This is a genomic window from Pseudenterobacter timonensis, assembly GCF_900021175.1.
Taxonomy (GTDB): Bacteria; Pseudomonadota; Gammaproteobacteria; order Enterobacterales; family Enterobacteriaceae; genus Enterobacter; species Enterobacter timonensis.
Map to the genome: position 1 here is coordinate 50,483 of NZ_FCOP01000010.1, position 25,151 is coordinate 75,633.

Annotated in this window: 22 protein-coding genes and 1 pseudogene; 12 read left to right on the plus strand and 11 right to left on the minus strand. The window is 59.0% G+C overall.

Going from position 1 to position 25,151, the window contains the following annotated elements:
• Positions 1-86: 86 nt before the first annotated feature.
• The 3 genes from tyrB to BN3796_RS02585 all read left to right on the plus strand — a co-directional run bounded on the left by tyrB (position 87) and on the right by BN3796_RS02585 (position 2,217).
• A complete protein-coding gene (gene tyrB, locus BN3796_RS02575) occupies positions 87-1,280 on the plus strand; it encodes an aromatic amino acid transaminase (RefSeq protein ID WP_061707538.1) in 1,194 nt (397 codons plus the stop codon).
• Positions 1,281-1,444: 164 nt separating this feature from the next.
• Positions 1,445-1,861, plus strand: a complete 417-nt coding sequence (locus BN3796_RS02580) for a secondary thiamine-phosphate synthase enzyme YjbQ (protein ID WP_061706869.1) — start codon at positions 1,445-1,447, stop codon at positions 1,859-1,861.
• A 2-nt stretch (positions 1,862-1,863) separates the two neighbouring features.
• Positions 1,864-2,217, plus strand: a complete 354-nt coding sequence (locus tag BN3796_RS02585) for an MmcQ/YjbR family DNA-binding protein (RefSeq protein WP_061706870.1) — start codon at positions 1,864-1,866, stop codon at positions 2,215-2,217.
• Here the strand turns inward: BN3796_RS02585 and uvrA are convergent, their stop codons facing one another.
• The gene (gene uvrA, locus BN3796_RS02590) at positions 2,218-5,043 is read right to left on the minus strand and encodes an excinuclease ABC subunit UvrA (RefSeq protein WP_061706871.1); all 2,826 of its coding nucleotides are present in this window, start codon (positions 5,041-5,043) and stop codon (positions 2,218-2,220) included.
• 245 nt (positions 5,044-5,288) lie between these two features.
• On the opposite strand from uvrA, the gene ssb1 reads away from it, so the two are divergent.
• The gene (ssb1, locus tag BN3796_RS02595) at positions 5,289-5,819 is read left to right on the plus strand and encodes a single-stranded DNA-binding protein SSB1 (protein WP_061706872.1); all 531 of its coding nucleotides are present in this window, start codon (positions 5,289-5,291) and stop codon (positions 5,817-5,819) included.
• Between the two features lie 68 nt (positions 5,820-5,887).
• Here the strand turns inward: ssb1 and fecE are convergent, their stop codons facing one another.
• From fecE to BN3796_RS02635, 8 genes and pseudogenes are all read right to left on the minus strand, one after another.
• Complete coding sequence (fecE, locus tag BN3796_RS20515; RefSeq protein WP_061706873.1) at positions 5,888-6,655, minus strand: Fe(3+) dicitrate ABC transporter ATP-binding protein FecE; 768 nt, start codon at positions 6,653-6,655, stop codon at positions 5,888-5,890.
• Positions 6,656-7,612, minus strand: a complete 957-nt coding sequence (gene fecD, locus BN3796_RS20520) for a Fe(3+) dicitrate ABC transporter permease subunit FecD (protein WP_061706874.1) — start codon at positions 7,610-7,612, stop codon at positions 6,656-6,658. It abuts the gene before it with no gap.
• A pseudogene (gene fecC / locus BN3796_RS02610) lies at positions 7,609-8,590 on the minus strand (iron-dicitrate ABC transporter permease FecC). The gene fecD and the pseudogene fecC overlap by 4 nt, the downstream one beginning before the upstream one ends.
• Positions 8,587-9,486: a Fe(3+) dicitrate ABC transporter substrate-binding protein FecB gene (locus tag BN3796_RS02615; RefSeq protein ID WP_061706875.1), complete on the minus strand. Its 900-nt coding sequence runs from the start codon at positions 9,484-9,486 to the stop codon at positions 8,587-8,589. The pseudogene fecC and the gene BN3796_RS02615 overlap by 4 nt, the downstream one beginning before the upstream one ends.
• 43 nt (positions 9,487-9,529) lie before the next feature.
• Entirely contained in the window at positions 9,530-11,857 is a 2,328-nt protein-coding gene (gene fecA / locus BN3796_RS02620; RefSeq protein WP_061706876.1) for a TonB-dependent Fe(3+) dicitrate receptor FecA, read from the minus strand.
• Positions 11,858-11,943: 86 nt separating this feature from the next.
• The gene (gene fecR, locus BN3796_RS02625) at positions 11,944-12,897 is read right to left on the minus strand and encodes a ferric citrate uptake sigma factor regulator FecR (RefSeq protein ID WP_061706877.1); all 954 of its coding nucleotides are present in this window, start codon (positions 12,895-12,897) and stop codon (positions 11,944-11,946) included.
• Complete coding sequence (gene fecI, locus BN3796_RS02630) at positions 12,894-13,415, minus strand: ferric citrate uptake sigma factor FecI (RefSeq protein ID WP_061706878.1); 522 nt, start codon at positions 13,413-13,415, stop codon at positions 12,894-12,896. Before fecI ends, fecR begins: the two co-directional genes overlap by 4 nt.
• 115 nt (positions 13,416-13,530) lie before the next feature.
• Positions 13,531-13,812 carry a YjcB family protein gene (locus BN3796_RS02635; protein ID WP_061706879.1) on the minus strand — a complete coding sequence of 94 codons (282 nt, stop codon included), beginning with the start codon at positions 13,810-13,812 and terminating at the stop codon, positions 13,531-13,533.
• A gap of 491 nt (positions 13,813-14,303) precedes the next feature.
• Between BN3796_RS02635 and BN3796_RS02640 the strand changes: the two genes are divergently transcribed.
• Both BN3796_RS02640 and BN3796_RS02645 read left to right on the plus strand, forming a co-directional pair.
• Complete coding sequence (locus tag BN3796_RS02640; RefSeq protein WP_061706880.1) at positions 14,304-15,686, plus strand: GGDEF domain-containing protein; 1,383 nt, start codon at positions 14,304-14,306, stop codon at positions 15,684-15,686.
• A 310-nt stretch (positions 15,687-15,996) separates the two neighbouring features.
• Complete coding sequence (locus BN3796_RS02645) at positions 15,997-17,583, plus strand: EAL domain-containing protein (protein ID WP_061706881.1); 1,587 nt, start codon at positions 15,997-15,999, stop codon at positions 17,581-17,583.
• Here the strand turns inward: BN3796_RS02645 and soxS are convergent.
• Entirely contained in the window at positions 17,580-17,906 is a 327-nt protein-coding gene (gene soxS / locus BN3796_RS02650; RefSeq protein WP_061706882.1) for a superoxide response transcriptional regulator SoxS, read from the minus strand. The genes BN3796_RS02645 and soxS overlap by 4 nt on opposite strands.
• Positions 17,907-18,003: 97 nt before the next feature.
• Between soxS and soxR the strand changes: the two genes are divergently transcribed.
• From soxR to BN3796_RS02670, 4 genes are all read left to right on the plus strand, one after another.
• Positions 18,004-18,462: a redox-sensitive transcriptional activator SoxR gene (gene soxR, locus BN3796_RS02655; RefSeq protein WP_061706883.1), complete on the plus strand. Its 459-nt coding sequence runs from the start codon at positions 18,004-18,006 to the stop codon at positions 18,460-18,462.
• Positions 18,463-18,723: 261 nt separating this feature from the next.
• A complete protein-coding gene (locus tag BN3796_RS02660) occupies positions 18,724-19,392 on the plus strand; it encodes a glutathione S-transferase family protein (RefSeq protein WP_061706884.1) in 669 nt (222 codons plus the stop codon).
• Positions 19,393-19,688: 296 nt separating this feature from the next.
• A complete protein-coding gene (gene ghxP, locus BN3796_RS02665; protein ID WP_061706885.1) occupies positions 19,689-21,038 on the plus strand; it encodes a guanine/hypoxanthine transporter GhxP in 1,350 nt (449 codons plus the stop codon).
• A gap of 152 nt (positions 21,039-21,190) precedes the next feature.
• Complete coding sequence (locus BN3796_RS02670) at positions 21,191-22,837, plus strand: Na+/H+ antiporter (RefSeq protein ID WP_061706886.1); 1,647 nt, start codon at positions 21,191-21,193, stop codon at positions 22,835-22,837.
• A 204-nt stretch (positions 22,838-23,041) separates the two neighbouring features.
• Here the strand turns inward: BN3796_RS02670 and BN3796_RS02675 are convergent, their stop codons facing one another.
• Complete coding sequence (locus BN3796_RS02675; RefSeq protein ID WP_061706887.1) at positions 23,042-23,938, minus strand: LysR family transcriptional regulator; 897 nt, start codon at positions 23,936-23,938, stop codon at positions 23,042-23,044.
• 102 nt (positions 23,939-24,040) lie between these two features.
• On the opposite strand from BN3796_RS02675, the gene BN3796_RS02680 reads away from it, so the two are divergent.
• Both BN3796_RS02680 and BN3796_RS02685 read left to right on the plus strand, forming a co-directional pair.
• The gene (locus tag BN3796_RS02680; protein ID WP_061706888.1) at positions 24,041-24,451 is read left to right on the plus strand and encodes a CidA/LrgA family protein; all 411 of its coding nucleotides are present in this window, start codon (positions 24,041-24,043) and stop codon (positions 24,449-24,451) included.
• A complete protein-coding gene (locus BN3796_RS02685) occupies positions 24,444-25,133 on the plus strand; it encodes an LrgB family protein (protein ID WP_061706889.1) in 690 nt (229 codons plus the stop codon). Before BN3796_RS02680 ends, BN3796_RS02685 begins: the two co-directional genes overlap by 8 nt.
• The last annotated feature ends 18 nt before the right edge of the window (positions 25,134-25,151 follow it).

Here is a 25,151-nt window from a genome sequence, read left to right on the forward strand (position 1 = left end):
CCCCCTGCCTGGAATCCGCTCGATCTTCTGCCACTTCCGGTTTATTGTTGAATTTCCTGCCTCATAATAACCCGGAGAACCATCGCGTGTTTCAGAACGTTGACGCCTACGCTGGCGACCCCATCCTCTCTTTAATGGAACGTTTTAAAGAGGATCCGCGCAGCGATAAAGTGAATCTCAGCATCGGTCTTTACTATAACGAAGAGGGCATTATCCCTCAGCTCCAGGCGGTTGCCGAAGCCGAAGCCCGTCTTAATGCCATGCCGCACGGCGCCTCGCTCTACCTGCCGATGGAAGGGTTGCACAGCTACCGCAGCACCATCGCGCCGCTGCTCTTTGGCGCCGACCATCCGGTACTGACCGCCGGGCGTGTCGCCACCATCCAGACGCTGGGCGGCTCCGGCGCGCTCAAGGTGGGCGCTGATTTCCTGAAAAAATATTTTCCCGACTCCGGCGTGTGGGTGAGCGACCCGACCTGGGAAAACCACGTCGCCATCTTTGAAGGCGCCGGGTTTAACGTAGAAACCTATCCGTGGTTTGACAGCGAAACCAACGGCGTACGCGTCGAGGCCCTGCTGGAAAAACTCAACACGTTACCGGAACGCAGTATCGTGCTGCTGCATCCCTGCTGCCACAACCCCACCGGCGCGGATCTCACTAACCCGCAGTGGGATGCGGTCATCGAGGTGCTTAAGGCGCGCAACCTCATTCCGTTCCTGGATATCGCCTACCAGGGCTTTGGCGCGGGTATGGAAGAGGATGCTTACGCCATTCGCGCCATTGCCAGCGCCGGGCTGCCTGCCCTGGTCAGCAACTCCTTCTCGAAAATCTTCTCGCTGTATGGCGAGCGCGTCGGCGGACTCTCTGTAATCTGTGACGACCGGGAATCCGCTGCCCGCGTGCTGGGACAGCTGAAGGCGACCGTACGTCGCATCTACTCCAGCCCGCCGAACTTCGGCGCGCAGGTGGTGGCGACGGTGCTGGGCGATGAGGCGCTCAGGGCAATCTGGCTGGCGGAGGTTGACGCGATGCGCCAGCGGATTTTAGCGATGCGCCAGGCGCTGGTGGATGTGCTGAAAGAGGCGGTGCCGGGGCATAACTTTGACTATCTGCTGAAGCAGCGCGGCATGTTCAGTTATACCGGGCTGAGCGCTTCCCAGGTGGATCGCCTGCGCGACGAATTTGGCGTCTACCTCATCGCCAGCGGACGCATGTGCGTGGCGGGGCTTAACAGCCGCAACGTGCAGCGCGTGGCGCAGGCTTTTGCCGCTGTAATGTAAGTATTCACTTACCGACTACCCTCTCCGTCAGGAGGGGGTTAATCCACGTCTGGTCTGATTTTCACGCCGTTTGAGCTTTTTTTGAGCGAAAGTGAGCCTTCGGGTTTTACCTTTTGGCGTCTTGCTGCACACTTAATAAGGATCTTTTTCATACGGAGCAGCAGATGTGGTATCAGCAAACCCTGACCTTAAGCGCTAAACCGCGCGGTTTTCACCTGGTAACGGAAGAGGTAATCGACCAGCTGCCTGCGCTGTCCCGCCTCAAAACTGGCCTGCTCCACCTGCTGCTTCAGCACACCTCAGCCTCCCTGACGCTAAACGAGAACTGCGATCCTACAGTGCGTGGCGATATGGAGCGCTATTTTTTGCGCACCGTTCCCGATAACGGGCAATGGGAGCACGACTACGAAGGCCCGGACGATATGCCTTCGCACGTGAAATCCTCCCTGCTTGGGGTGTCGCTTATGCTGCCCGTCCATAACGGCCGGCTGCAACTTGGCACATGGCAGGGGATCTGGCTGGGAGAGCACCGTATTCACGGTGGTTCGCGTCGAATCATCGCAACGCTTCAAGGGGAATAACGATGACAATTTCGGAGATACTGCAGTACTGCATGAACAAAGCGGGTGCTGAACAGAGCGTACATAGCGACTGGAAAGCGACGCAGATAAAGGTCGCGGACGTGCTGTATGCGATGGTGAATGAAGAGGAGGGGCGACCGGCGGTATCGCTAAAAACCAGCCCGGAGCTGGCGGAACTGTTGCGTCAGCAGCACTCCGACGTACACCCCAGCAGGCATCTGAATAAGGCGCACTGGAGTACGGTCTATCTTGATGGTTCGCTACCCGACTCGCAGCTCTACTATCTGGTGGATGCCTCTTATCAGCAGGCCGTGGAACTGCTGCCTGAACAGGTCAGGCAGCAGCTTTCGGTATAACTACTTCAGAAGCGGCTTGAGGAAGCGCGCCGTGTGCGATGCTTCGCATTCGGCGACCGTTTCCGGCGTGCCGGAAACGAGGATCTCGCCGCCGCCGCTGCCGCCTTCCGGGCCGAGATCGACAATCCAGTCCGCAGTCTTGATGACATCCAGGTTATGCTCAATCACCACGATGGTGTTGCCCTGGTCGCGAAGCTGATGCAGCACGTCCAGCAGCTGCTGGATATCCGCAAAGTGCAGGCCGGTGGTTGGCTCATCAAGGATGTAGAGCGTCTGGCCGGTACCGCGTTTTGACAGCTCGCGCGCCAGCTTCACGCGCTGCGCCTCCCCGCCGGAGAGCGTTGTCGCGGACTGCCCCAGACGGATATAGGTCAGCCCGACATCCATCAGGGTCTGCAGCTTACGCGCCAGCGCAGGCACCGCGTCGAAGAACTCGCGCGCCTCTTCGATGGTCATATCCAGCACTTCGTGAATGGTCTTGCCCTTGTACTTGATCTCCAGCGTTTCGCGGTTATAACGCTTGCCCTTGCACTGGTCGCACGGCACGTAGATATCCGGCAGGAAGTGCATCTCCACCTTGATCACACCGTCGCCCTGGCACGCTTCACAGCGGCCGCCGCGCACGTTAAAGCTGAAACGTCCTGGCGTATACCCGCGCGAGCGCGATTCCGGCACCCCGGCAAAGAGTTCACGCACCGGCGTAAAGACGCCGGTATAGGTCGCCGGGTTAGAGCGCGGCGTACGGCCTATCGGGCTCTGGTCAATGTCGATCACCTTGTCGAAATGCTCCAGCCCCTGAATGTCGCGGTAGGGTGCTGGCTCGGCAAGCGTCGCGCCGTTCAGCGCCGTCTGGGCAATCGGGAACAGGGTATCGTTAATTAGCGTCGATTTACCGGAACCTGAAACCCCGGTGATACAGGTGAACAGGCCGACCGGCAGAGTGAGCGTGACATCCTTCAGGTTGTTGCCGCGCGCCCCGGTCAGCTTCAGTACTTTTTCCGGGTTAGCGGGCACGCGCTGCTTCGGCACCTCAATTTTGCGCTTGCCGCTCATGTACTGGCCGGTCAACGACTCCGGCACCGCCATGATCGCCTCCAGCGGACCTTCGGCGACCACCTGGCCACCGTGCACGCCCGCACCGGGGCCGATGTCGATCACGTGGTCGGCGGCGCGAATCGCATCTTCGTCATGTTCCACCACAATCACCGTATTGCCGAGGTCGCGCAGATGCACAAGCGTCCCAAGCAGGCGCTCATTGTCGCGCTGGTGCAGGCCGATGGAAGGCTCATCCAGCACATACATCACGCCCACCAGTCCCGCGCCGATCTGGCTCGCCAGGCGGATGCGCTGCGCCTCGCCACCGGAGAGCGTCTCTGCTGAGCGGGAAAGCGTCAGGTAGTTCAGGCCAACGTTCACCAGGAATTTCAGACGATCGCCAATCTCTTTCAGCACTTTTTCGGCAATTTTCGCCCGCTGCCCGGAGAGCTTCAGGTTAGTGAAGAAATCCATCGCGTGGCCGATGCTCATGTCTGAGATGGTCGGCAGCGCGGTGTTTTCCACAAAGACGTGGCGCGCTTCGCGACGCAGGCGCGTGCCGTCGCAGGTGGCGCAGGGACGATTGCTGATAAATTTCGCCAGCTCCTCGCGCACCGCGCTCGATTCGGTCTCTTTATAGCGGCGCTCCATATTGTGCAGCACCCCTTCGAACGGGTGACGACGCACGGAGGTATCACCGCGATCGTTCATGTATTTGAACTCGATGTTCTCTTTGCCGGAACCAAACAGCACCACTTTGTGCACCGTGGCGCTCAGGCTCGCCCAGGGCGCTTCCACGTCGAACTTATAGTGCTCCGCCAGCGATTTCAGCATCTGGAAGTAGTAGAAATTACGGCGATCCCAGCCGCGGATCGCGCCGCCAGCCAGCGACAGCTCCGGATTCTGGATCACACGGTCGGGATCGAAATATTGCTGCACGCCCAGACCGTCACAGGTCGGGCAGGCGCCCGCCGGGTTGTTAAACGAGAACAGGCGCGGCTCAAGCTCGCGCATGCTGTAGCCGCAGATGGGGCAGGCGAAGTTGGCGGAGAAGAGCAACTCTTCCGCTTTGGCATCGTCCATATCGGCCACTACCGCTGTGCCGCCGGAGAGGTCCAGCGCTGTCTCAAACGACTCCGCCAGGCGCTGGGTCATGTCGTCACGCACCTTGAAGCGATCGATCACCACCTCGATGGTGTGTTTCTTTTGCAGCTCCAGCTTCGGCGGATCGGAGAGATCGCACACTTCCCCGTCGATTCGGGCGCGGATGTAGCCCTGGCTTGCCAGGTTCTCCAGCGTTTTAGTGTGCTCGCCTTTGCGCTCTTTGATAATCGGCGCCAGCAGCATCAGGCGTCTGCCTTCCGGCTGCGCCAGCACGTTATCCACCATCTGGCTGACGGTTTGCGCCGCCAGCGGGACGTCATGATCCGGACAGCGCGGCTCGCCCACGCGGGCAAAAAGCAGGCGCAGGTAGTCATGGATCTCGGTGATCGTCCCGACCGTAGAGCGCGGGTTGTGCGAGGTCGATTTCTGCTCAATGGAGATAGCGGGCGACAGACCTTCAATATGGTCAACGTCCGGTTTTTCCATCAGTGATAAAAACTGACGCGCATAGGCGGAAAGCGATTCCACGTAGCGACGCTGTCCTTCGGCATAGAGGGTGTCGAAAGCCAGTGAGGATTTGCCAGATCCCGACAGCCCCGTCACGACAATCAGCTTATCGCGAGGGATTATCAGGTTGATATTCTTGAGATTATGGGTGCGGGCGCCCCGAACTTCGATCTTATCCATTCACCTTTCCCGGTAGAGACTCGAATGCCTGGTTTGTTTGAAGGACAAACGGCATAAACGGCTAATTATGACACAATTTAACCTGTCTGGATATACAGTATTGGAATGCATTTCGTACAAAAGTATGCAACAATAGCGGGTTCGCGTAAGTTACCGGAATCCGTGTCGCAGCTATCAAAATGCAGCATGGAAATGGTACACTCACGCGTTTACACTATTTAGAAACGTATTCGGGAGAGACGAACATGGCCAGCAGAGGCGTAAATAAGGTGATTCTCGTCGGTAATCTGGGCCAGGACCCGGAAGTACGCTATTTGCCGAGTGGTGGCGCAGTTGCCAACATGACGCTGGCTACCTCTGAATCCTGGCGTGATAAAGCGACCGGCGAAATGAAAGAGCAGACCGAATGGCACCGCGTGGTGATGTTCGGCAAGCTGGCGGAAGTGGCTGGCGAATATCTGCGTAAAGGTTCCCAGGTCTATATCGAAGGCCAGCTGCGTACCCGCAAATGGACTGATCAGAGCGGCCAGGAGCGTTACACCACCGAGATTAACGTTCCGCAAATCGGCGGCGTGATGCAGATGCTCGGCGGTCGCCAGGGCGGCGGCGCACCGGCAGGCGGCGGCCAGCAGCAGGGCGGTTGGGGTCAGCCTCAGCAGCCGCAGCAGCAGGGTGGCAACCAGTTCAGCGGCGGCGCACAGTCGCGTCCGCAGCAGTCCGCGCCGGCGCCGTCTAACGAACCGCCGATGGACTTCGACGACGATATTCCGTTCTGATTTTCTGACGCGAATCGCGTATCAAGCCCTGCTCCTGCAGGGCTTTTTGTTTTCCGAAAGCATAAAGTTCATCGCACCACGCACATCGGCCTGCCCGACACCGGCTCCGGGTGGATCTCCGCCTCCACCTGAAACACCTTTTGCAGCAAGGCGGGCTGCATCACCGCTTCCGGCGTGCCCTGCGCCATCACCTGCCCGTTTGCCAGTACCACCAGTCGATCGCAGTAGCGGCTGGCCTGATTAAGATCGTGCAGTACCGCCACCACGGTTTTCCCCTGCGCTTTCAGCGTCTCCATCAGCCGCATCAGCTCCACCTGATGATTAATATCGAGCCAGGTGGTGGGTTCATCGAGCAACACGATCTCCGTATCCTGCGCCAGCACCATTGCCAGAAACGCCCGCTGGCGCTGACCGCCGGAGAGCGCCGTTAAGCGCTTTTCAGCCAGGCTTTCTGTCCGGGTCTCTCTCATCGCCGCGTCAATTCGCGTATGGTCCGCGCCGCTGAGCCGCCCCCAGCGCGACAGCCACGGGCTGCGGCCATAGGAGACCAGCTCCCGCACGGTGATCCCCTCCGGCGTGGCATGGTGTTGCGGCAGCAGCGTCAGGCGGCGGGCCAGCTGGCGGGCGCGGTAACGCTCTATCGGCGTATCCTCCAGCCATACCGTTCCCGACCGGGGGATGAGCAGACGGGCGAAACAGTTGAGCAGCGTCGATTTTCCGCAGCCGTTGGGCCCCAGCAGCGCGGTAATTTGTCCGGCGGGCAGCGTGAGCGAAAGGCGGTCCAGCACCGTTTGCGTGCCGTAGCGGACGGTCAGATTTTCAGTTCTCAGGATCATTTATCGCATTCTCACAAGCAGCCAGACAAACCATGGTGTGCCGATAATGGCGGTCAGTACCCCCGCCGGCAGCTCCAGCGGGGGATGAAGCGTTCGCGCCAGCAGATCGGCCACCACCAGCAGCAGTGCCCCCGTGAGGGCGGAGAGGGGCATCAGCCAGCGGTGACGTCCGCCGGCGAGGCTGCGCACCATATGCGGCACCACCAGGCCGATAAAGCTAATCGGGCCGCAGGCGGCCACGGCGGTCGCGGTCATCGCCACCGCCAGCAGCAGTCCGCAGAAGCGGGTGCGCTGAACGTTAACGCCGAGCGTGGCGGCGCGCGCATCCCCCAGCGCCAGCAGATCGAGATCGCGGCAATAGCGCAGGCTCAGCGGCAACAGCACCAGCAGCAGTGGAACGGCAACGCTGACAAACCGCCAGTCGCGCCCCCACAGGCTGCCGGTGAGCCACAGCAGGGCGCTGTTAAGATCCTGCGGGCGGGTGAGCAGCAGATAATCGGTCAGGCTGCCCCAGCAGGCGGAGAGGGCGATGCCCGTCAGCGCCAGCCTGACGGGCTCCCGGGACGGGGCCAGCCACCTGAGCAGCAGCAGACCCGCCATACCGCCCACGAAGGCCAGCAGCGGCAGCGCCATGACCGGCAGCGCGGGCAACAGGAGCAGCGCCCCCACCGAGGCCAGGCTGGCGGCATGGTTGACCCCCAGGATATCGGGCGACGCCAGGGGATTGCGCACTATTCCCTGGACCAGTACGCCTGCCACCGCGAGCGCTGCCCCGACAAACATCGCCAGCAGCAGTCTTGGCAGGCGGTACTCCATCAGGACGTAATAGTGCTCGCTCCCGGCGTGCCAGTCGGTGAGCAGCGCGCGCCACGGCACGGGGATAACGCCTTTCTGAAGCGACAGCAGCGCCGCGCCCACAAGCGCGACGGCAATCAACAGACTTATCGCCAGCCTCATCCGCGCCTCCTGACCAGCCAGACAAAACAGGGGGCGCCAGCCAGCGCCAGCACCGCCCCGGCGGGGAGATCTCCCGGAAAGGCCAGCGCCCGCGCCAGCATATCGGCCAGCAGCATCAGCGTGGCGCCCAACAGCATGCTCATCGGCAGAAGCCTGCGCTGATCAAACCCTGCCCAGAAGCGCGCCAGATGAGGCGTCAGCAGACCGATAAAGGCTACCGGCCCCGCTACGCTGACGCAGGCGCCCCCCAGCAGCAGTATCAGCAGGTGAAGGGTAAGGCGCAGCGCCGGGAGATTCACCCCCAGCGTCTGAGCGGTGCTGTCGCTCACGTTGAGCAGGTTAAGCGAATTTGCCAGTAGCAAAGCGACGGGCGCCGCTATCACTACCACCGGCAGCAGCTGCCAGAGATCCTGCCAGCGGGCGTGCGAGACGCCGCCCGCCAGCCAGTAAAAAATACCATAGGCGTGATCTTCTGCGAGCAGCAGGGTGATACGGGTCAGCGCCATGCACAAGGCTGACAGGGCGATCCCGGCCAGAATCAGCCGGTTTCGCGCCTGCGCAGGCTGAAAGCCGCCGCCCGCCGCCATGACCAGCATCCAGCTGACGCCGCCCCCGCAGGCGGCGATCAGCGCCGCCGGGCGACGGCGCGAGCGCGCTGGTGAGCGCCATCGCCAGCGCCGCGCCGCTGTTAATGCCGAGCAGCGACGGCGAGGCGAGCGGATTATGGGTGAGGGTCTGCAGCAGTGCCCCCGCCAGCGCCAGGCTCGCGCCGATCAGCAGGGCGACCAGGCTTCGTGGTAGTCGAAGGTTCTGCACCAGCGCCTGCGGGAGCGTTGGCGTATGGCCAGGCAGCAGGGCGTAAAGGGCATCCGTCCCGGAAACAGGAACGGCTGAGTAGCAAAACAGACTCAGCCAGAAAATAGCGATAAGCGCCACGAGGGGCAAACCCCACCGCAGCGCCGGATGTTTTAACGTCATTTCAGGTCAGCATGGGGGGAGTGAAAGATTGTTACCGTATCGCTGGCGATACGTTCTGCGGCAAAAATACCGCGCATTCGCGCCCAGGCGTTGCTCTCCACCGGGATAACGTGGTGCTGCTGCGCGGCGGTTAACATCTGCCACAGCGGGTCCTGCTGCCAGCGCTTCACGATGCTCTTTTCCCGGTAGTGGGCCACCAGCAGCCAGGCAGGATTGATCGCCAGCAGCTGTTCAAAACCGATGGAGGGCATCGGCGCGCCCGCCATCGCGGCGGGAACCTTCAGCCCCAGGGTGGCGAGTACGCTGCCGGTGTAACTCTCCTCCGTGTGCAGGTTAAACTGCTGCTCGCGGGAGGTGCCAAAGGCGACCTGTGTCCCTTTCGGCAGCTGGCTGGCCCACGCTTTCATCTTCTGCCTGTGCTGCGTGAGGCGGGCCTCCATCTGCGTTTTTTTGCCTGCCACTTCGCCGATTATCTCTGCCGAATGCAGGTTTTCCGCGTAGGTTTCATTGCGTGACTTGAGCAGTAATACCGGGGCGATCTGCTTTAGCGCCGCGTAAATCCCGGCGTGACGGCTGCTGTCGGCAATAATCAGATCGGGTTTCAGCGCGCCGATCGCCTCCAGACTTGGCTGGGCACGCGTGCCGACCGACTGCCAGGGTTTAATCTGCGCGCGTACCTCGGGCAGGATGCGATCGGGATCGTTATCGTCGGCGATGCCGACGGGGCTTACCGCCACGGCGGCCAGCGCATCGGCGAACGACAGTTCCAGCACCACAATCCGCTGTGGGATCTTATCGAGCGTAAATGTGCCCTGTTCGTCCTGAACGGTGGCGGCAAAACTCTGGCTGGTCATCAGCGTCAGCCCTGTAACAAGAAAACGGACAAATGCCCACATCGTCAATTCCTTAGAAAAGCCCGGCGAACCGGGCGTTAACTGTTTAAAACTTCAGCGACCCCTGCATATAAAGGGTGCGTGGCTGGCCCGTGTAGATGCCTTTGTTGTTATCGTCGTAGGAGCGGGTGAAGTACTCCTTGTCGAAGAGGTTCTTCACGCCAAACGCCAGGTTCAGGTCCGCCATCTGCGGGCCAAAATCATAGGCCACGCGCGCGCCCCACAGCATAAAGCCCGGGATACGTCCGGTGCTGCCGTCGGCGCTCTCCTTGACGGTATTGGCGTTATCCGCGAACTGGCTGGACTGGAAATCGCTGTTCAGGTTGAAGGTCCAGTTTCCTGGGGTGTAATCCACGCCCAGCGTCCCTTTGTGTTTCGGTGAGAAGGGCACCTGATTGCCGTAGGTATCGCCTTTTTCACGAATTTCGGCATTCACATACGCATAGCTGGCGTAGACGGAGACGTTATCCAGCGTTGGCGTCAGCGTGCCCAGGTCGTAACGCGCCTGGGTTTCCAGCCCGGTGTGGCGGGTTTTCCCGCGCGCGGTCACGGTGTCGTTAGTCTGGTTGGAGTCATACTGATTATTAAAGTTAATCAGGAACAGCCCCATTTCCGCCGTCAGCGCCCCGTCATCGTATCGGGTGCCGACTTCCCAGGTGCGCGCCTTTTCCGGCTCCACCTTGCCGCTTTGCACAGCCTTGCCAATTTGGCTGTACTGTACGGTCCCAAAGGATCCTTCGGTGTTGGCATAAAGATTCCAGCTGTGATTGAGATGATAGAGGACGTTCAGCGCCGGAAGCGGGGCGTTATAGCTCACCTCTTCGCGCGTGCCTTTAATGTTGTTGTTCTGGTATGACTCGATATGTTCAAAGCGCATACCCGGCGTGATGGTCCAGTTGCCGACGTCGATTTTGTCATCCAGATACCAGGCGTGCGCCTCGGTACCGGAGCGGGTGTCGCGATCGTAGGGGCTGGAGCCGTCCGGCAGCTGTCCGGTACGGGTGAAGGTGTAGTAGCGCATCTCATGCGTCGACTCATTCACGTAGCGGTAGCCAACGCCGACTTCATGGGCGGTCAGGCCGATCATAAAGCTCTGGCTGTAGCGTGGCTCAATGCCGCGCACCCAGTATTTGCGCGGGGAGAGGGTGATGCGTTTGCCCTGCTCCAGGTAGCCGCTGCGCAGGGTCTGGGTATAGAAGCCGAGGATATTAAATTTGTGCTGGCTGTCCGGCTGGTACTGATAGCCGAGGCTTGCCAGCTGGCGGCGTCCCCAGAAGCGGTCGTACGGGCGGGTGGACTGCCAGCGATCGGCATCATAGTCGGCCCGGGAGAGGCCGCCCGGCATATCCGCTTCGCCGTCATAATATTGCAGCAGGCTGGTAAAGGTATGGACCTCGTTCGGCGCATATTTGCTCTTTAGCATCACGTCGTCGATGCGGGTCGCGCTGTGTTCGCGCCAGTCGCTGCCGCGGGTACCGGAGTAGAGCAGGGCGGTACCGAAACCGTTATCTGCCGTGCCGCCCACCATCAGGTTGTGGGTCTCCTTCGGGTTGTTTTGCGAAGAGGTTGGGCTGAGCTGGCCTTCCACCCCCGCTTCAATACCAAAATCCTGCGGGATGGCGCGGGTGACAAAGTTCACCACGCCGCCCACGCTCTGCGGTCCGTAACGCACCGCGCCGCCGCCGCGTACCACGTCAACCGCATCCATATTGCCGAGCGATACCGGGGCGAGAGAGAGCTGCGGCTGGCCGTAAGGGGCGAACGGGACAGGGATCCCGTCCATCAGCACCGTTGAACGGCTGGCCAGCCGCGGGTTGAGGCCGCGAATGCCAAAGTTCAATGCCAGATCGTGGCTGCCGGTGCCGTTGTTCTCCGGGGCGCTGACGCCGGGGATACGGTTGAGCACCTCCCGCATGGTGGTGGCGCCGGTTCTGGCGAAATCCTCACGGCGGATCACGTCGCGCGCGCCGGCATGTTCAAAGACGTCGTTTTCACGCGCCTCTCCCAGCCAGTCGCCCACCACGGTGAGCGCCTCTTCCTGCGGTGCCGGGATCGGCTCCAGCGTCCAGCTGTTGTTGCCGAGCGCTTTAACCTGCAGGCCGCTGCCGTTCAGCAGCTGCTGCAGGCCGGTTTCCACGTCGTAGTCGCCGTGCAGACCGTGACTCTGTTTGCCGCGCGTCAGGCTGGCATCCACCGAGAGGGTGATGCCGCTGCGCGCCGCGTACTGATTGAGCGCTTTATCGAGCGAACCCGGGGCGATATCGATCTGTACCGCCGCAGCGGATAGCGATGCCAGACCCGCCAGCGGCAGCAAAGCCAGACGGATGGCGTGAACCAAAGGTGCTGTGTTAAGAAAAACGCGTACAGGCGTCATACCTTCTCCATCATCATTTTTGTTGTATTCAGTTATGAGTCGAACGGGGAGGGTAAAAGGGACAATCGAAATGAGAATTATTTTTCTTAAAGCGGTGCGATCGTCACCCAGTAACGCGTAACCGAATGAATTTTAACGGGGAGCGTCTGTGCGATAGCGACCAGAATCGCGTCGGTATCGTTCAGGGGAAAAGTACCGCTCAGGCGCAGGTTAGCTACCGCGGGATCGCAGTGCAGCACGCCGCTGCGGTAGCGCCCCAGCGTGGCGATAACCTCCCCCAGCGGCTTGTCGCTGAAGCTCAATACGCCCCGCGTCCAGCTTGCGCTCTCGTCATCCTCCGGCGTGATGGCGCTAAACGTACTGGCGCTGAACTGCAAACGCTGACGGGCAGTGACGAGACGTTTTTCCTGCGGATAGTGAGCCAGGCTGGCCTCAACCGCATCAGCCTGAACGGCCAGACGGGTAAGTCCGTCCTGCTGGCGAACGGTAAACTCCGTGCCTAACGCCGTGAGCTGGCCCTGCTCTGTCAGCACGCGAAAGGGGCGTTTTTGCGGATCTTTGGCGGTGGTAATAGCGATTTCACCGTACCAGAGGCGCACGGTGCGCTGACGGGTATCGAAACGGACATCTGCCGCGCTCTGGGTGTTGAGAGTGAGCAGCGAACCCTCCTCCAGCCGCTGACGGACAACTTCTCCTTTGGCGGTGCGATAGTCGGCCCGTAGCCCTTCGCCGGCCTCCGATTGCCAGAGCTGCCACCCGCCGCCCGCGCCAAGCAGGAGCAGCAGGCCTTTCAGCACGTGGCGACGGGTAAGATGCGAGTCGGTCAGCGCCCGGCTGGCGACATCCCCCGGTACCTGATTCAGCTGGCTGCGCAGCTGTTCTACCTGCTGCCAGGCCCACTGATGATCCTGGTCCTGCTCATACCACTGCTGCCAGCGCGCCGTCTGCCGGGGGTTAACCCCTTTTGCGCTTAAAAGCGCGTACCAGTGAGAGGCGGAGCGAAGCGCCTGGCGGCGGGAATCGGTTAACGCGTTGTTCACAGGCCGTGCTCCAGACGAAACAGCAGGCAGTGCTCTACCGCTCTGGCGACATACTTTTTCACGGAGCTGATCGAGACGCCAAGCTGACGCGCAACGACCTCGTAGGTCAGGCCCTCCAGTTGAGAGAGCAGAAACGCTTGCCGCGTTTTACCACTCAGTCCATCAAGCATGGCGTCGATAAGCTGTAGCGTTTGCAGCTGGCTTTCGCGCTCCTCAGGCGAAGGCGCAAGCGCCTCCGGTAGCCGGGCGAGCATCTCCAGATAGGCTTTTTCCAGCGCGTGACGGCGGAAGAGATCGACCATCACCCGTCTGGCGATGGTGCAGAGAAACGAGCGCGGATCGCGGATAGTGGAAAGCGTGTCGCTGCCCATCACCCGCAGAAAAGTATCCTGTGCGATATCATCGGCATCAAAGGCGGACCGGAGCTTGCGGGTCAGCCAGCTTTTCAGCCAGCCGTGATGCGCGCCGTAGAGCGATTCAAGCGTAAAAGGAGCAGCGGTGGCGGCGCGTTCGGACATGTGGAATGCTTCAAAAAGTAATCATCACGCCGCTATATTAATATGAGAATGGTTATCATTACAATGTAAAAAACCCCACAACGGGGGCTTTTTACATACCTATGAAAATAACGAATCAGGTAATCACCATCGGCCAGTCGGGCGGGGTGTGGCTCATCGCCTCAACCATCACCGTCTTGATATTTTCCCAGACGGCAGCCATCTCCACCAGGCTAATGCCCAGCAGACCGGTGGCGAACCAGCAGGCCGCACCCAGCCCCAGCAGGGTACTGATCACCGCCAGCCCGACGTAGTCAGATTTACGAAATTGAATGTTCAACGTGCTGGCTATAAACATCAGCCCCGCACTCACCAGGGGCCAGCGTAAGAGCACCATGCCGGTTGTAATGGTCACGATAACGCATCCTCAAAAGCAGATGGAGTCAAATGAAACAGTGTTTTGTATTGCACAGGATGTGTGAACTATATCACATTTGTTCTTTTAATCACCAGATCTGTTGCCGCAAAAATGCGCGTTTTTTCGCATCTCAAAACCTGTTTTTCCAGGACGAAAGATATATCTTTGCGGGGCAGCGGCCTGCGGGCGGGAAGTTTTTAAATAATTCAGAAAGATAGGGGAAATTGTGCAACTCTCGCCTGGCTGTACAATATTTACAGGCTGTTAACCATGACTTATGCTTGAATGCGTAATTAGGTCTCTACGTAATTAATTATTCAGGCTCCTGAATTTTCACTTTTTGCTCTCTGGTTATTTAGTTTGCACGCTGCGGCTCGTTTCTATGATTTATATTGCTTATCAGCGATGAGCAGCGTTCGCCTGTTCTTTTCCGGAACCTGAGTCATTCATTGCACTCGCAATGGGTATTCACTGGGCTACGAATAAAAACGATGAGAAAAAGGTGCCGCAATGTGGTGAACGACAGTCGCGAGGCCCTCCATACGCTGGCAACGCTAATGCCGCAATTAACCGCCCATCGATCCCTTCAGGAGATGCTGGAGATTGTCAGCGGTAAGCTGGGCGCCGCGCTGGCCTGGATAAGTGTGGATGATGAATCCGGCTCGCCGCAGGTCGTCAGCACCGGTGAGATCGCCTGCCATTCTTTTGAGGTGACCCATTTCCTCGCCAGTACGCTGCTGGCGCGTCATGCGCGCGCGTGGCGCGTTATCTGCTGGAAAGAGAAAGTGGGCGAAACGCTATTTATTCCCCTCCATCCGGGATATAGCCAGTTGCAGAGCGGCGTACTATGCAAAATTATCTCCCATGACGGGGCGTGCAGCGGATATTTCTTTTTAGGCTTCACCGAACGCCTTAATACCCTCTCGCCTCTCAAGCCTGTCGCCGTAATCGTTATGGATAAACTCAAGGATTATTTCGCGGAAATTATCGCCCGGGAAAGAATGGCCAGGGAGATGCAGCGCGTCGTCACGCAATATAAGATCCTCTTTGAGCGTGCGCCGGTATTAATGAACTCCTTTGATAAAGGTAACCGCTGCGTGCTCTGGAATGCAGAATGCCAGAAGGTATTTGGCTGGACGATGGCGGAAATTAATTCTCATCCCGATCCGCTGATGCTCTTTTACCCGGACGAGGAGGTTCGCCGCCGGATGCGGGCCTCGTTTAGCGACGCGCCGCTGAGTGATATGAGTGAGTGGCATCCGCTGCGCCGCGACGGTACGCCGCTGACCGTCCTCTGGTCAAATATCCTGCTGCCAGACCGCTCGGTGTTGAGCATTGGTCTGGATATCACCGAGCGCAAAAAAGCGGAACAGCAGCTCGCGCTTAAGGCGACAACCGACGATCTTACCGGCTGCCTTAACCGTTCGACCATTCTGCACGAGCTGAAACAGCGTCAGGAAGCGGGCCGACCGTTCTGCGTGCTGATGTTTGACCTCGATTACTTTAAGCAGATTAATGATGAGTGGGGCCACCAGGTGGGCGATGCGGCGCTGGTCCATTTCTGCGACCGCCTGCGTGAGCTGAGCCAGCCCCACGCGGCGCTGGGACGGGTCGGCGGGGAGGAGTTCCTGCTGCTGGTGCAGGGGGATAGCAAGACGGCGGTCGTCCTGTGTGAGACGCTGCGCGCGTCGTTGCTCGCCCGCCCTTTGCTGGTGGGGGATAATGCGCTGGTTCTCTCCTTCAGCTCGGGCGTGGTGGTGGTAGGGCGCGGCCAGCGGGATAGCTCCGCCTTGCTGATTCGCGCCGATAAAGCCTTATATGATGCCAAACGGGCCGGCAGAGGAAAGACAGTAATTTCGGACGACCATTTATAACCCGCCGCGACCCGGCGTCTGAAAAAGGAGAGTTTCCGTGCGCTTTTTTTAGCCGGTCATAAAAAAGTAATATTTTTCTGCCTTCGCAAGCCTGGCCTCAACTTCCTTAAATTATTTCCCGTTATAAAAATAGCGCGCGCACTTTTAGTTTGGCTTACGGGAAAATAATATCGGCAACACCATTTTTAGGAAATTTTATACCAAAAGTCAGTTGCTAACTTCGCATGATTCATGCAACGTAATCACCTGCTTAGCCAGGCATCCGGCCTCATGACGACAGGCACACACATTGCAGGGAAACAGGGCGGAAATGAATCGTAGCGCGCGGCGCAATATGCTGAGGGTGGTAGGGATCATCATGGTAGTACTCCTGCCGGTGATGCTTGCGCTATGGTTTGCCGAGCTAAGAGCGGTAACGGAAACCCGCAGCCAGCTTGAATCTTTCGCGCAGCTGGCTCTTGATAAGACGGAGCGGGTTATCGGGCAGGTGGAGCTGGCCCGCCAGGATGCAGAGCGCTTTTCGGGCCCGGTCTGCTCGCCGCAACACCAGCAATATATGCTGAATATTGTCAGGGGCCGTCTTTATGTCGCCGATGTCATTTACGCGCAAGGGCGGCAATTTCTCTGCTCCACCACGCTGAAGCCGGAGCATACTTATACCATCCCGGGCGCCAGTTATACCCTCACGCCTGATGTGGCTGCCTGGTATTTTCGCGATACCCCCTTTTTCCCGGGATATAAGATGACCTATATCCAGAAGGGGAATTATGTGCTGGTGATCAATCCGCTCTCCTGGAGCGAAGTGATGTCCACCGATCGTACGCTAATCTGGGGAATATATAATACGGTTAATAACGCGTTCTTTTCCTTCAGTCCGAACGCCGACGTCTCGTTATTAAGCTCGCTGGCGGGCCGTGTTAAGGATACCTTTCAGAACCAGAACCGCTTTTATACGGTAGTCCACTCGCAAAAGCGTCCCATCGCGGCGATTATTTCCACCTCCAGCGCCCGCTATTACGAGATGCTTTATCACCAGGCGACCTTAACGCTGCCGCTGGGGATGATTTGCAGCATTATTATTTTATTAGTCTGGTCGCGAACCCATCGGGAGCTTAACTCGCCCGGGCGGCGGCTGCATCGCGCGCTCAATAAACGCCAGCTCTGCGTCCATTACCAGCCCATCATGGATATCAAAACGAATCAGTGCGTGGGGGCAGAGGCGTTGCTGCGCTGGCCTGGCTTTAACGGGGCGGTGATGAGCCCGGCTGAGTTTATTCCGCTGGCGGAAAAAGAGGGGATGATCGAGCGGATCACGGACTATGTAGTAGAAGAGGTCTTTAACGATCTCGGCTATTTTCTTGGCAATCATCCGCACCTTTACGTCTCGATTAATCTCTCCGCCTCTGACTTCCATTCCTCCCGCCTGATTGCCATGATCTCGGAAAAAGCGCAGTACTATGCGGTACGCGCCCGGCAAATTAAGATTGAGGTGACGGAGCGGGGATTTATCGACGTGCCAAAAACCACCCCGGTGATCCAGGCGTTTCGTCAGGCCGGGTATGAGGTCGCCATCGATGATTTTGGTACCGGCTATTCAAACCTGCATAACCTCTACTCCCTGAACGTCGATATCCTCAAGATCGATAAATCGTTTGTGGATACCCTGACCACTAACAGCACCAGCCATCTGATTGTCGAACATATCATTGAAATGGCCCAAAGCCTGCGCCTGAAAGCCATCGCCGAAGGGGTGGAGACGGCGGAGCAGGTGGCCTGGCTCTACAAGCGCGGCGTGCAGTACTGTCAGGGCTGGTACTTTGCGAAGGCGATGCCGCCGCAGGAGCTGATTGCCTGGCTGCGGCAGCCCGAGCCGTTGAGTGTTCCGCAGGCCAGCTAGTTGAGCTGGTGGCGGTAGTCGCTGGGAGTCCGGTCGAACTCGCGGCGAAAAACGCGGGAGAAGGTTTGCTGCGAGACGTAACCCAGATCCATCGCGATATCAAAAATGGGCCGCCGGGTGGTGCGCAGCGCCTGTGCGGCCAGCAGCAGCCTGCGCTGGCGAATATACTCGCCCAGCGTCTGGTGCATCACGGTGCGGAACATTCTCTGCAAATACCATTTTGAATAGCCCGACTTTTTAGCGACGACGTCGATATTGAGCGGCTGGTCGATATGATCATCAATCCATTCGATAAGTGCCTGAATAATTTGCTGGTGCGACATAAGCTTGTCCTCTTTTGATACTACTCGCTTTGTTGCCTGTTCGTTTTCTCTGCAGGGGAGTATAATTCCTCAAGTTAACTTGAGGTAAAGAGGTTTTATGGAAAAGAGATTACCCCGAATTAAAGCGCTCCTGACGCCCGGGGAAGTGGCGAAACGAAGCGGGGTGGCGGTATCGGCTCTCCATTTCTATGAAAGCAAAGGGTTAATTAAGAGCATCCGTAACGCGGGTAATCAGCGTCGCTATACCCGTGACGTGCTGCGCTACGTGGCGATCATTAAAATCGCCCAGCGGATCGGCATTCCGCTGGCGACCATTGGCGACGCCTTTGGCGTCCTGCCGGAGGGGCACTCCCTGAGCGCCAAAGAGTGGAAACAGCTCTCCTCCCAGTGGCGGGATGAGCTGGATCGGCGCATTAATACGCTGGTGGCGCTGCGCGATGAGCTGGATGGCTGTATCGGCTGCGGCTGCCTGTCGCGCAGCGACTGCCCGCTGCGTAACCCGGGCGACAGACTCGGCGAACAGGGGACCGGCGCCCGGCTGCTGGAAGAGGAGTAAAAAACTAAAGCGCCACAAGGGCGCTTTAGTTTGTTTCCGGTCTTTGTCTTTCTCTCTATCCCGCATGTTTACAGGAGGGTTTCCCCCGACATCAGCACCCCTCAGGTCGAACGTTGCAGGAGGTTCCGGTTTGTGCTGACACTTTAATTCTATGTCAGCCTCTGGCCGTTGCCAGCGGAAAAGGCGAAAAACCAGGCGAAATTTTTTCGCCATGTTGTGCAATTTTCTATAGTTAACAGGTGCGCACTACAGGAGAACGCCATGTTAACCGTCCACCATCTTAACCAGTCCCGCTCCCAGCGGGTGATCTGGGCGCTGGAAGAGTTATCCCTGCCCTATGAGATTGTCCGCTACCAGCGTGAAAAATCTATGCTGGCTCCCAAAGCGCTGAAAAAAGTCCACCCGCTGGGGAAATCGCCGGTGGTGGAGGACAACGGTCTGGTGCTCGCCGAGTCGGGCGCAATCCTGGAGTATCTGCAGGAGACTTACGATCCCAACGGCCTGCTTAAACCGCAGGAGCCGACGCAGAAAGTGCAGTACCGCTTCTGGCTGCACTATGCCGAAGGGTCGCTGATGCCGCCGCTATTAATGAAGCTGGTGTTCTCAAGCCTCGGCAAGCCGCCGGTACCGTTTGGTTTGCGCACGCTCGGTAAGGCGCTGGGCAAAGGGGTGGAGAAGGGCTGGCTCAACCCGCAGCTTGAAACCCACGCCCGCTATATCGAATCCCACCTGGCGAGCCACAGCTGGTTTGCCGGGGAACATCTCAGCATGGCCGATATTCAGATGAGCTTTCCGGTTTTTGCCCTGCTGGCGCGCGGCGGTATCGATAATCTTCCCCATACCCAGGCGTGGAAGAAGAAGGTAGAGATGCGTCCGGCCTGGCAACGGGCGATTCAAAAGGGCGGCCCCTTCACCCTGCCGGGAGAGTAATTTTGTTGCCAAATTGCGCATCCGCGGTAACGTTTGCGCACCCTCTGGTTACTTCTTCAGCGAGATAAGCAGAATTTATCCCTAAACCGTAAAGTTCAGTTGAAAAGGGCGTGGTTTAGGCTAGATAATCGTTTGCCTTAATTTGACCACCCGTTGCGTAACCGTGGAGCTAAACGTTTGCTTTTGTTGTGACGCCCCTTTCGTCGCAAATGCTGTAGGGAATTGACGTTTAGCCAGCAGTGGAGACTTCACCACGTTTACCAGCTTTCAATAAAAACTCTCAGGGGATGTTTTCTATGTCTACGCCATCTGCGCGTACTGGCGGTACACTTGACGCCATGTTTAAAATTTCTGCCCGCGGCAGCACCGTCCGTCAGGAGATTCTGGCCGGGTTGACTACCTTCCTGGCGATGGTCTATTCCGTCATTGTGGTGCCGGGCATGCTGGGTAAAGCGGGCTTCCCGCCTGCCGCCGTCTTTGTCGCCACCTGCCTGGTCGCCGGTTTCGGCTCTATCGTAATGGGTCTGTGGGCGAACCTGCCGCTGGCGATCGGTTGCGCCATCTCGCTCACCGCCTTTACCGCCTTTAGCCTGGTGCTGGGCCAGCATATCAGCGTGCCGGTCGCGCTGGGCGCGGTCTTCCTGATGGGTGTGCTTTTCACTGTTATCTCCGCCACCGGTATCCGCAGCTGGATTTTGCGCAATCTGCCGCAGGGCGTTGCACACGGCACCGGCATCGGTATCGGCCTCTTTCTGCTGCTGATCGCCGCCAACGGCGTCGGCTTAGTTATCAAAAATCCGCTGGATGGCCTGCCGGTAGCGCTGGGTGATTTCGACACCTTCCCGGTGATCATGTCGCTGATCGGTCTGGCGGTAATTATTGGTCTGGAAAAACTGAAGGTGCCGGGCGGCATTCTGCTGACCATTATTGGTATCTCTATTGTCGGCCTGATTTTCGATCCGAACGTGCACTTCTCCGGTATCTTCGCGATGCCTTCCCTGAGCGATGACAAAGGTAACTCCCTGATTGGCAGCCTGGATATCGTCGGCGCGCTCAATCCGGTTGTCCTGCCAAGCGTGCTGGCGCTGGTTATGACCGCGGTCTTCGACGCCACCGGCACCATTCGCGCCGTGGCAGGGCAGGCGAACCTGCTGGACAAAGACGGCCAGATCATCGACGGCGGCAAAGCGCTGACCACCGACTCCTTAAGCAGCGTCTTTTCCGGCCTGGTGGGCGCGGCGCCAGCGGCGGTCTATATCGAATCTGCGGCCGGTACGGCGGCGGGCGGTAAAACCGGCCTGACGGCGATCACCGTAGGCGTACTGTTCCTGCTGATCCTGTTCCTCTCTCCGCTCTCCTACTTGGTCCCCGCCTACGCGACGGCGCCAGCGCTGATGTACGTCGGGCTGTTGATGCTGAGTAACGTGGCGAAAATCGATTTCAACGATTTCGTGGACGCCATGGCCGGGCTGATTACCGCTGTGTTCATCGTGCTGACCTGTAATATCGTGACCGGCATTATGATCGGCTTCGCGTCGCTGGTGATTGGCCGCCTGGCCTCCGGCGAGTGGCGTAAGCTGAATATCGGCACCGTGGTCATCGCCATCGCGCTGGTGGCTTTCTACGCTGGCGGCTGGGCCATCTGATTTAACCATTCCTGCTAAATGGGCGGCTCTGGCCGCCTATTTTCTTTTTTAAGCCCCCTCTCATTGTCATTTGCGTTACTCTGAAGAAGATAGACTGAAGGCACGATGCCTTCTGGCAGACAAGATCAAGACACACCGTAAACAGGGATCGCATGGAAATCTTCTTCACAATACTCATCATGACCCTTCTGGTCTCACTCTCCGGGGTGGTTACACGCGTGCTCCCCTTCCAGATACCGCTGCCGCTGATGCAGATCGCCATCGGCGCGTTGCTGGCGTGGCCAACCTTTGGCCTGCACGTGGAATTTGACCCGGAGCTGTTCCTCGTCCTCTTTATCCCGCCGCTGCTCTTCGCGGACGGCTGGAAAACTCCCACCCGCGAATTTCTGGAGCATGGGCGCGAAATTTTCGGTCTGGCGCTGGCGCTGGTGGTGGTAACCGTCGTCGGGATTGGCTTCCTGATTTACTGGATGGTGCCGGGTATTCCGCTGATACCCGCCTTTGCGCTGGCCGCCGTCCTCTCTCCCACCGACGCCGTGGCGCTCTCGGGGATTGTTGGCGAAGGCCGCATCCCGAAAAAGATCATGGGCATTCTGCAGGGCGAAGCGCTGATGAACGACGCTTCCGGCCTGGTGGCGTTAAAATTTGCCGTCGCCGTGGCGATGGGCACAATGGTCTTTACCATCGGCGGCGCGACCGTTGAATTTTTCAAAGTGGCGATTGGCGGCCTGCTGGCCGGTTTTGTGGTGAGCTGGCTCTATGGCCGCTCGCTCCGCTTCCTGAGCCGCTGGGGCGGTGACGAGCCCGCCACTCAGATCGTCCTGCTGTTCCTGCTGCCGTTTGCCTCTTACCTGATTGCCGAGCATATCGGCGTGTCGGGTATCCTGGCGGCGGTGGCGGCGGGGATGACCATTACCCGCTCCGGCGTCATGCGCCGGGCGCCGCTGGCGATGCGCCTGCGCGCCAACAGCACCTGGGCGATGCTGGAGTTTGTCTTTAACGGCATGGTCTTCCTGCTGTTGGGCCTGCAACTGCCGGGGATTATGGAATCTTCGCTGATCGCGGCAGAAGCCGATCCAAACGTTGAAGTCTGGATGCTCTTTACCGACATCGTGCTGATCTATGTGGCGCTGATGCTGGTGCGCTTCGGCTGGCTGTGGACGATGAAAAAGTTCAGCGTTCGCTTTCTGACGAAAAAGCCGATGGAGTTTGGCTCCTGGACCACGCGGGAGCTGCTGATCGCCTCCTTTGCGGGGGTACGCGGGGCGATTACCCTGGCGGGTGTACTCTCCATTCCGCTGCTGTTACCGAGCGGCGACGTCTTTCCGGCCCGCTACGAGCTGGTGTTCCTGGCGGCGGGGGTGATTCTCTTCTCCCTCTTTGTCGGGGTGGTGATGCTGCCGATCCTGCTGCAACACCTTGATGTGGGTGACCATAGCCAGCAGTTTAAAGAAGAGCGCATCGCTCGCGCGGCGACGGCGGAGGTGGCGATTGTCGCTATCGAGAAGATGGAGGAGCGCCTGGCGGCGGATACGGAAGAGAATATTGATACGCAGCTGCTGAAAGAGGTGAGTTCCCGCGTCATCGGTAACCTGCGCCGTCGCGCCGACGGGCGTAACGACGTGGAGAGCTCCCTCCAGGAGGAGAACCTGGAGCGCCGTTTCCGCCTGGCCGCTCTGCGTTCCGAGCGTGCGGAGCTCTACCACCTGCGCGCCACCCGGCAGATCAGCAATGAGACGCTGCAAAAGCTACTGCATGACCTGGATCTGCTGGAAGCGTTATTAATAGAGAATCCGTAGCGTACTTTTCCCCTCACCCCAACCCCTCTCCCCTTTGGGGAGAGGGGCTAGATCGGCTCCCTCTCCAGAGTGGAGCAGGCCAGGGTGAAGCTCGATCGGTTCCCTCTCCTCTGTGGGGAGAGGGTTAGGGTGAGGGGCTCGATCGGTTTGGGGAGAAAACCAGCGCGCGGCCCGATCGGTTCCCTCTCCCCTATGGGGAGAGGGTTAGGGTGAGGGGAGAGGGGGAACCCAAAACCCCTCGCAACATTTCAGCCACGCTTGCGCGCTATGGGAGAGATAAACCCCGTCCCGCCAAATCATCCCCAGCTGCCAGTGCAGATCGCTCTCAAGCGGGAGCCAGCGCAGCGTGTTTTTGTCCAGCCGCTCGCAGATGGGCTGCGGCAGGATAGCGATCCCCACCCCCGCTTCCACCATCGCTGCCAGAAAATCCCACTGGCCGCTGCGCACCGCGATGCGCGGCTTCACGTTGTGGTCGTTAAAAAGCCGCATCAGCTGGCGGCTCAGGGCGAAATCTTCGTTATAGATCAGCAGCGGATGTTCGGCCAGCCGTTCAGGTTTGACGGTGTCGAGGGTGAGCCAGTCGCCGGAGCGTGGCGCCAGCACGCACAGCGGATGGCTGAAGAGGGGGAGCGTCGTCAGGCCGCTCTCCTCCTCTACGGGCAGGGCGGTCATCGCCAGATCCAGTTCCCCGTTGATCACCGCCTGCTGTACGGTAAGGCCGCCAAACTCAGCAATCTTCAGCTCCACGCCGGGGTAGCGCTGGCGAAACAGGCCGATCGGCCCGGCCATCATCATGCCCACCATCGGCGGAATACCGAGGCGCAGCAGCCCCTTGTTGAGATGGTGAATATCGCCAAGCTCCGCTTCCAACTGGCGAAACTCCGCCAGAATCGCCAGCCCGCGTTCAAACACTACCCGGCCCGTATCGGTCAGCAGCAGCTTACGCCCGTCGCGGATAAGCAGGGTACAGTTCAGTTCATCCTCGAGGTTTTTCAGCATCTTGCTGATGGTCGGCTGGGTAACGAATAACTTCTCCGCTGCGCGCGTAAAGCTCTGCTGGCGCACCACCTCGACAAAATAACGCAGCGTTCTGATATCCATGACTATTCCTCGCGACTATACCTTCGATGATTTTAATTCATTTCAGTCCGTTACGTGCGCTCTCTATACTGGCGCCTCGTCTCATTTCTGAGGAAATTATCCATGGCCGTGGCGTTAAGTCGCGTTACGCCTGCCGTTGTGCAACGACTCCAGGTTCCCGTTCAGGTGCTGCTCTATGCGGGACTGTTTATTTTCGCTGAATACCTTGTCGGCTGGCTGCACCTGCCGCTGCCCGCCAACCTGGTGGGCATGGTGCTGATGCTGGCGCTGATCCTCTGTCGCATCGTGCCGCTGCGCTGGGTAAGGGAAGGGGCGCGCTGGCTGCTGGCGGAAATGTTGCTCTTTTTTGTCCCGGCGGTGGTGGCGGTGGTGAACTATGTACACCTGTTGATGGTGGACGGCTGGCGCATCTTCGCGGTTATCGCCCTGAGCACGCTGATGGTGTTGGGCGCCACCGCCTGGGTGGTGGATAAAGTCTATCGCTATGAAACCCGCGGGCAGAAGCATGTCTAACTTCCAGATAAGCGTGCTCTGTCTTGTCGCCACGCTGGTTATCTATTTTGCTAACAAGCGTCTCTACCGCCGCTTCCGCACGCTGCCCCTGATGCCGCTGGTTTTCACCCCGATTCTGCTGGTGCTGATGCTGGTGTTCTGCCATATCTCCTGGCAGAACTACATTGGCGAATCGCACTGGCTGCTCTGGCTGCTGGGGCCGGCGACCATCGCTTTTGCCGTGCCGGTCTATGACAATCTTGCCGTAATTAAACGCCACTGGATGTCGCTGAGCGCAGGGGTGATCACCGCCACGGTAGTGGCTGTCACCAGTTCCGTCTGGCTGGCGCGACTCTTTACCCTGCCGGAGACCATCCAGCGTAGCCTGGCGGTGCGCTCGGTCACCACGCCGTTCGCGCTGGCGGCGGCCAAACCGCTGGGCGGCCAGCCGGATCTGGTGGCGCTGTTTGTGGTGGTGACCGGCGTATTTGGTATGGCGGTGGGCGATATACTTTTTCTGCGCCTTTCCATTCGCGAAGGGATGGCGAAAGGGGCGGGCTTTGGCGCGGCATCGCACGGGGCGGGCACGGCGCGCTCTTATGAACTCGGTCAGCAGGAAGGGGTTGTCGCCAGCCTGGTGATGATGCTCTCCGGCGTGGTAATGGTGCTGATCGCACCCCTGGTGGCGTGGGTGATGTTTTGATACTCCCCGGCCAGACGG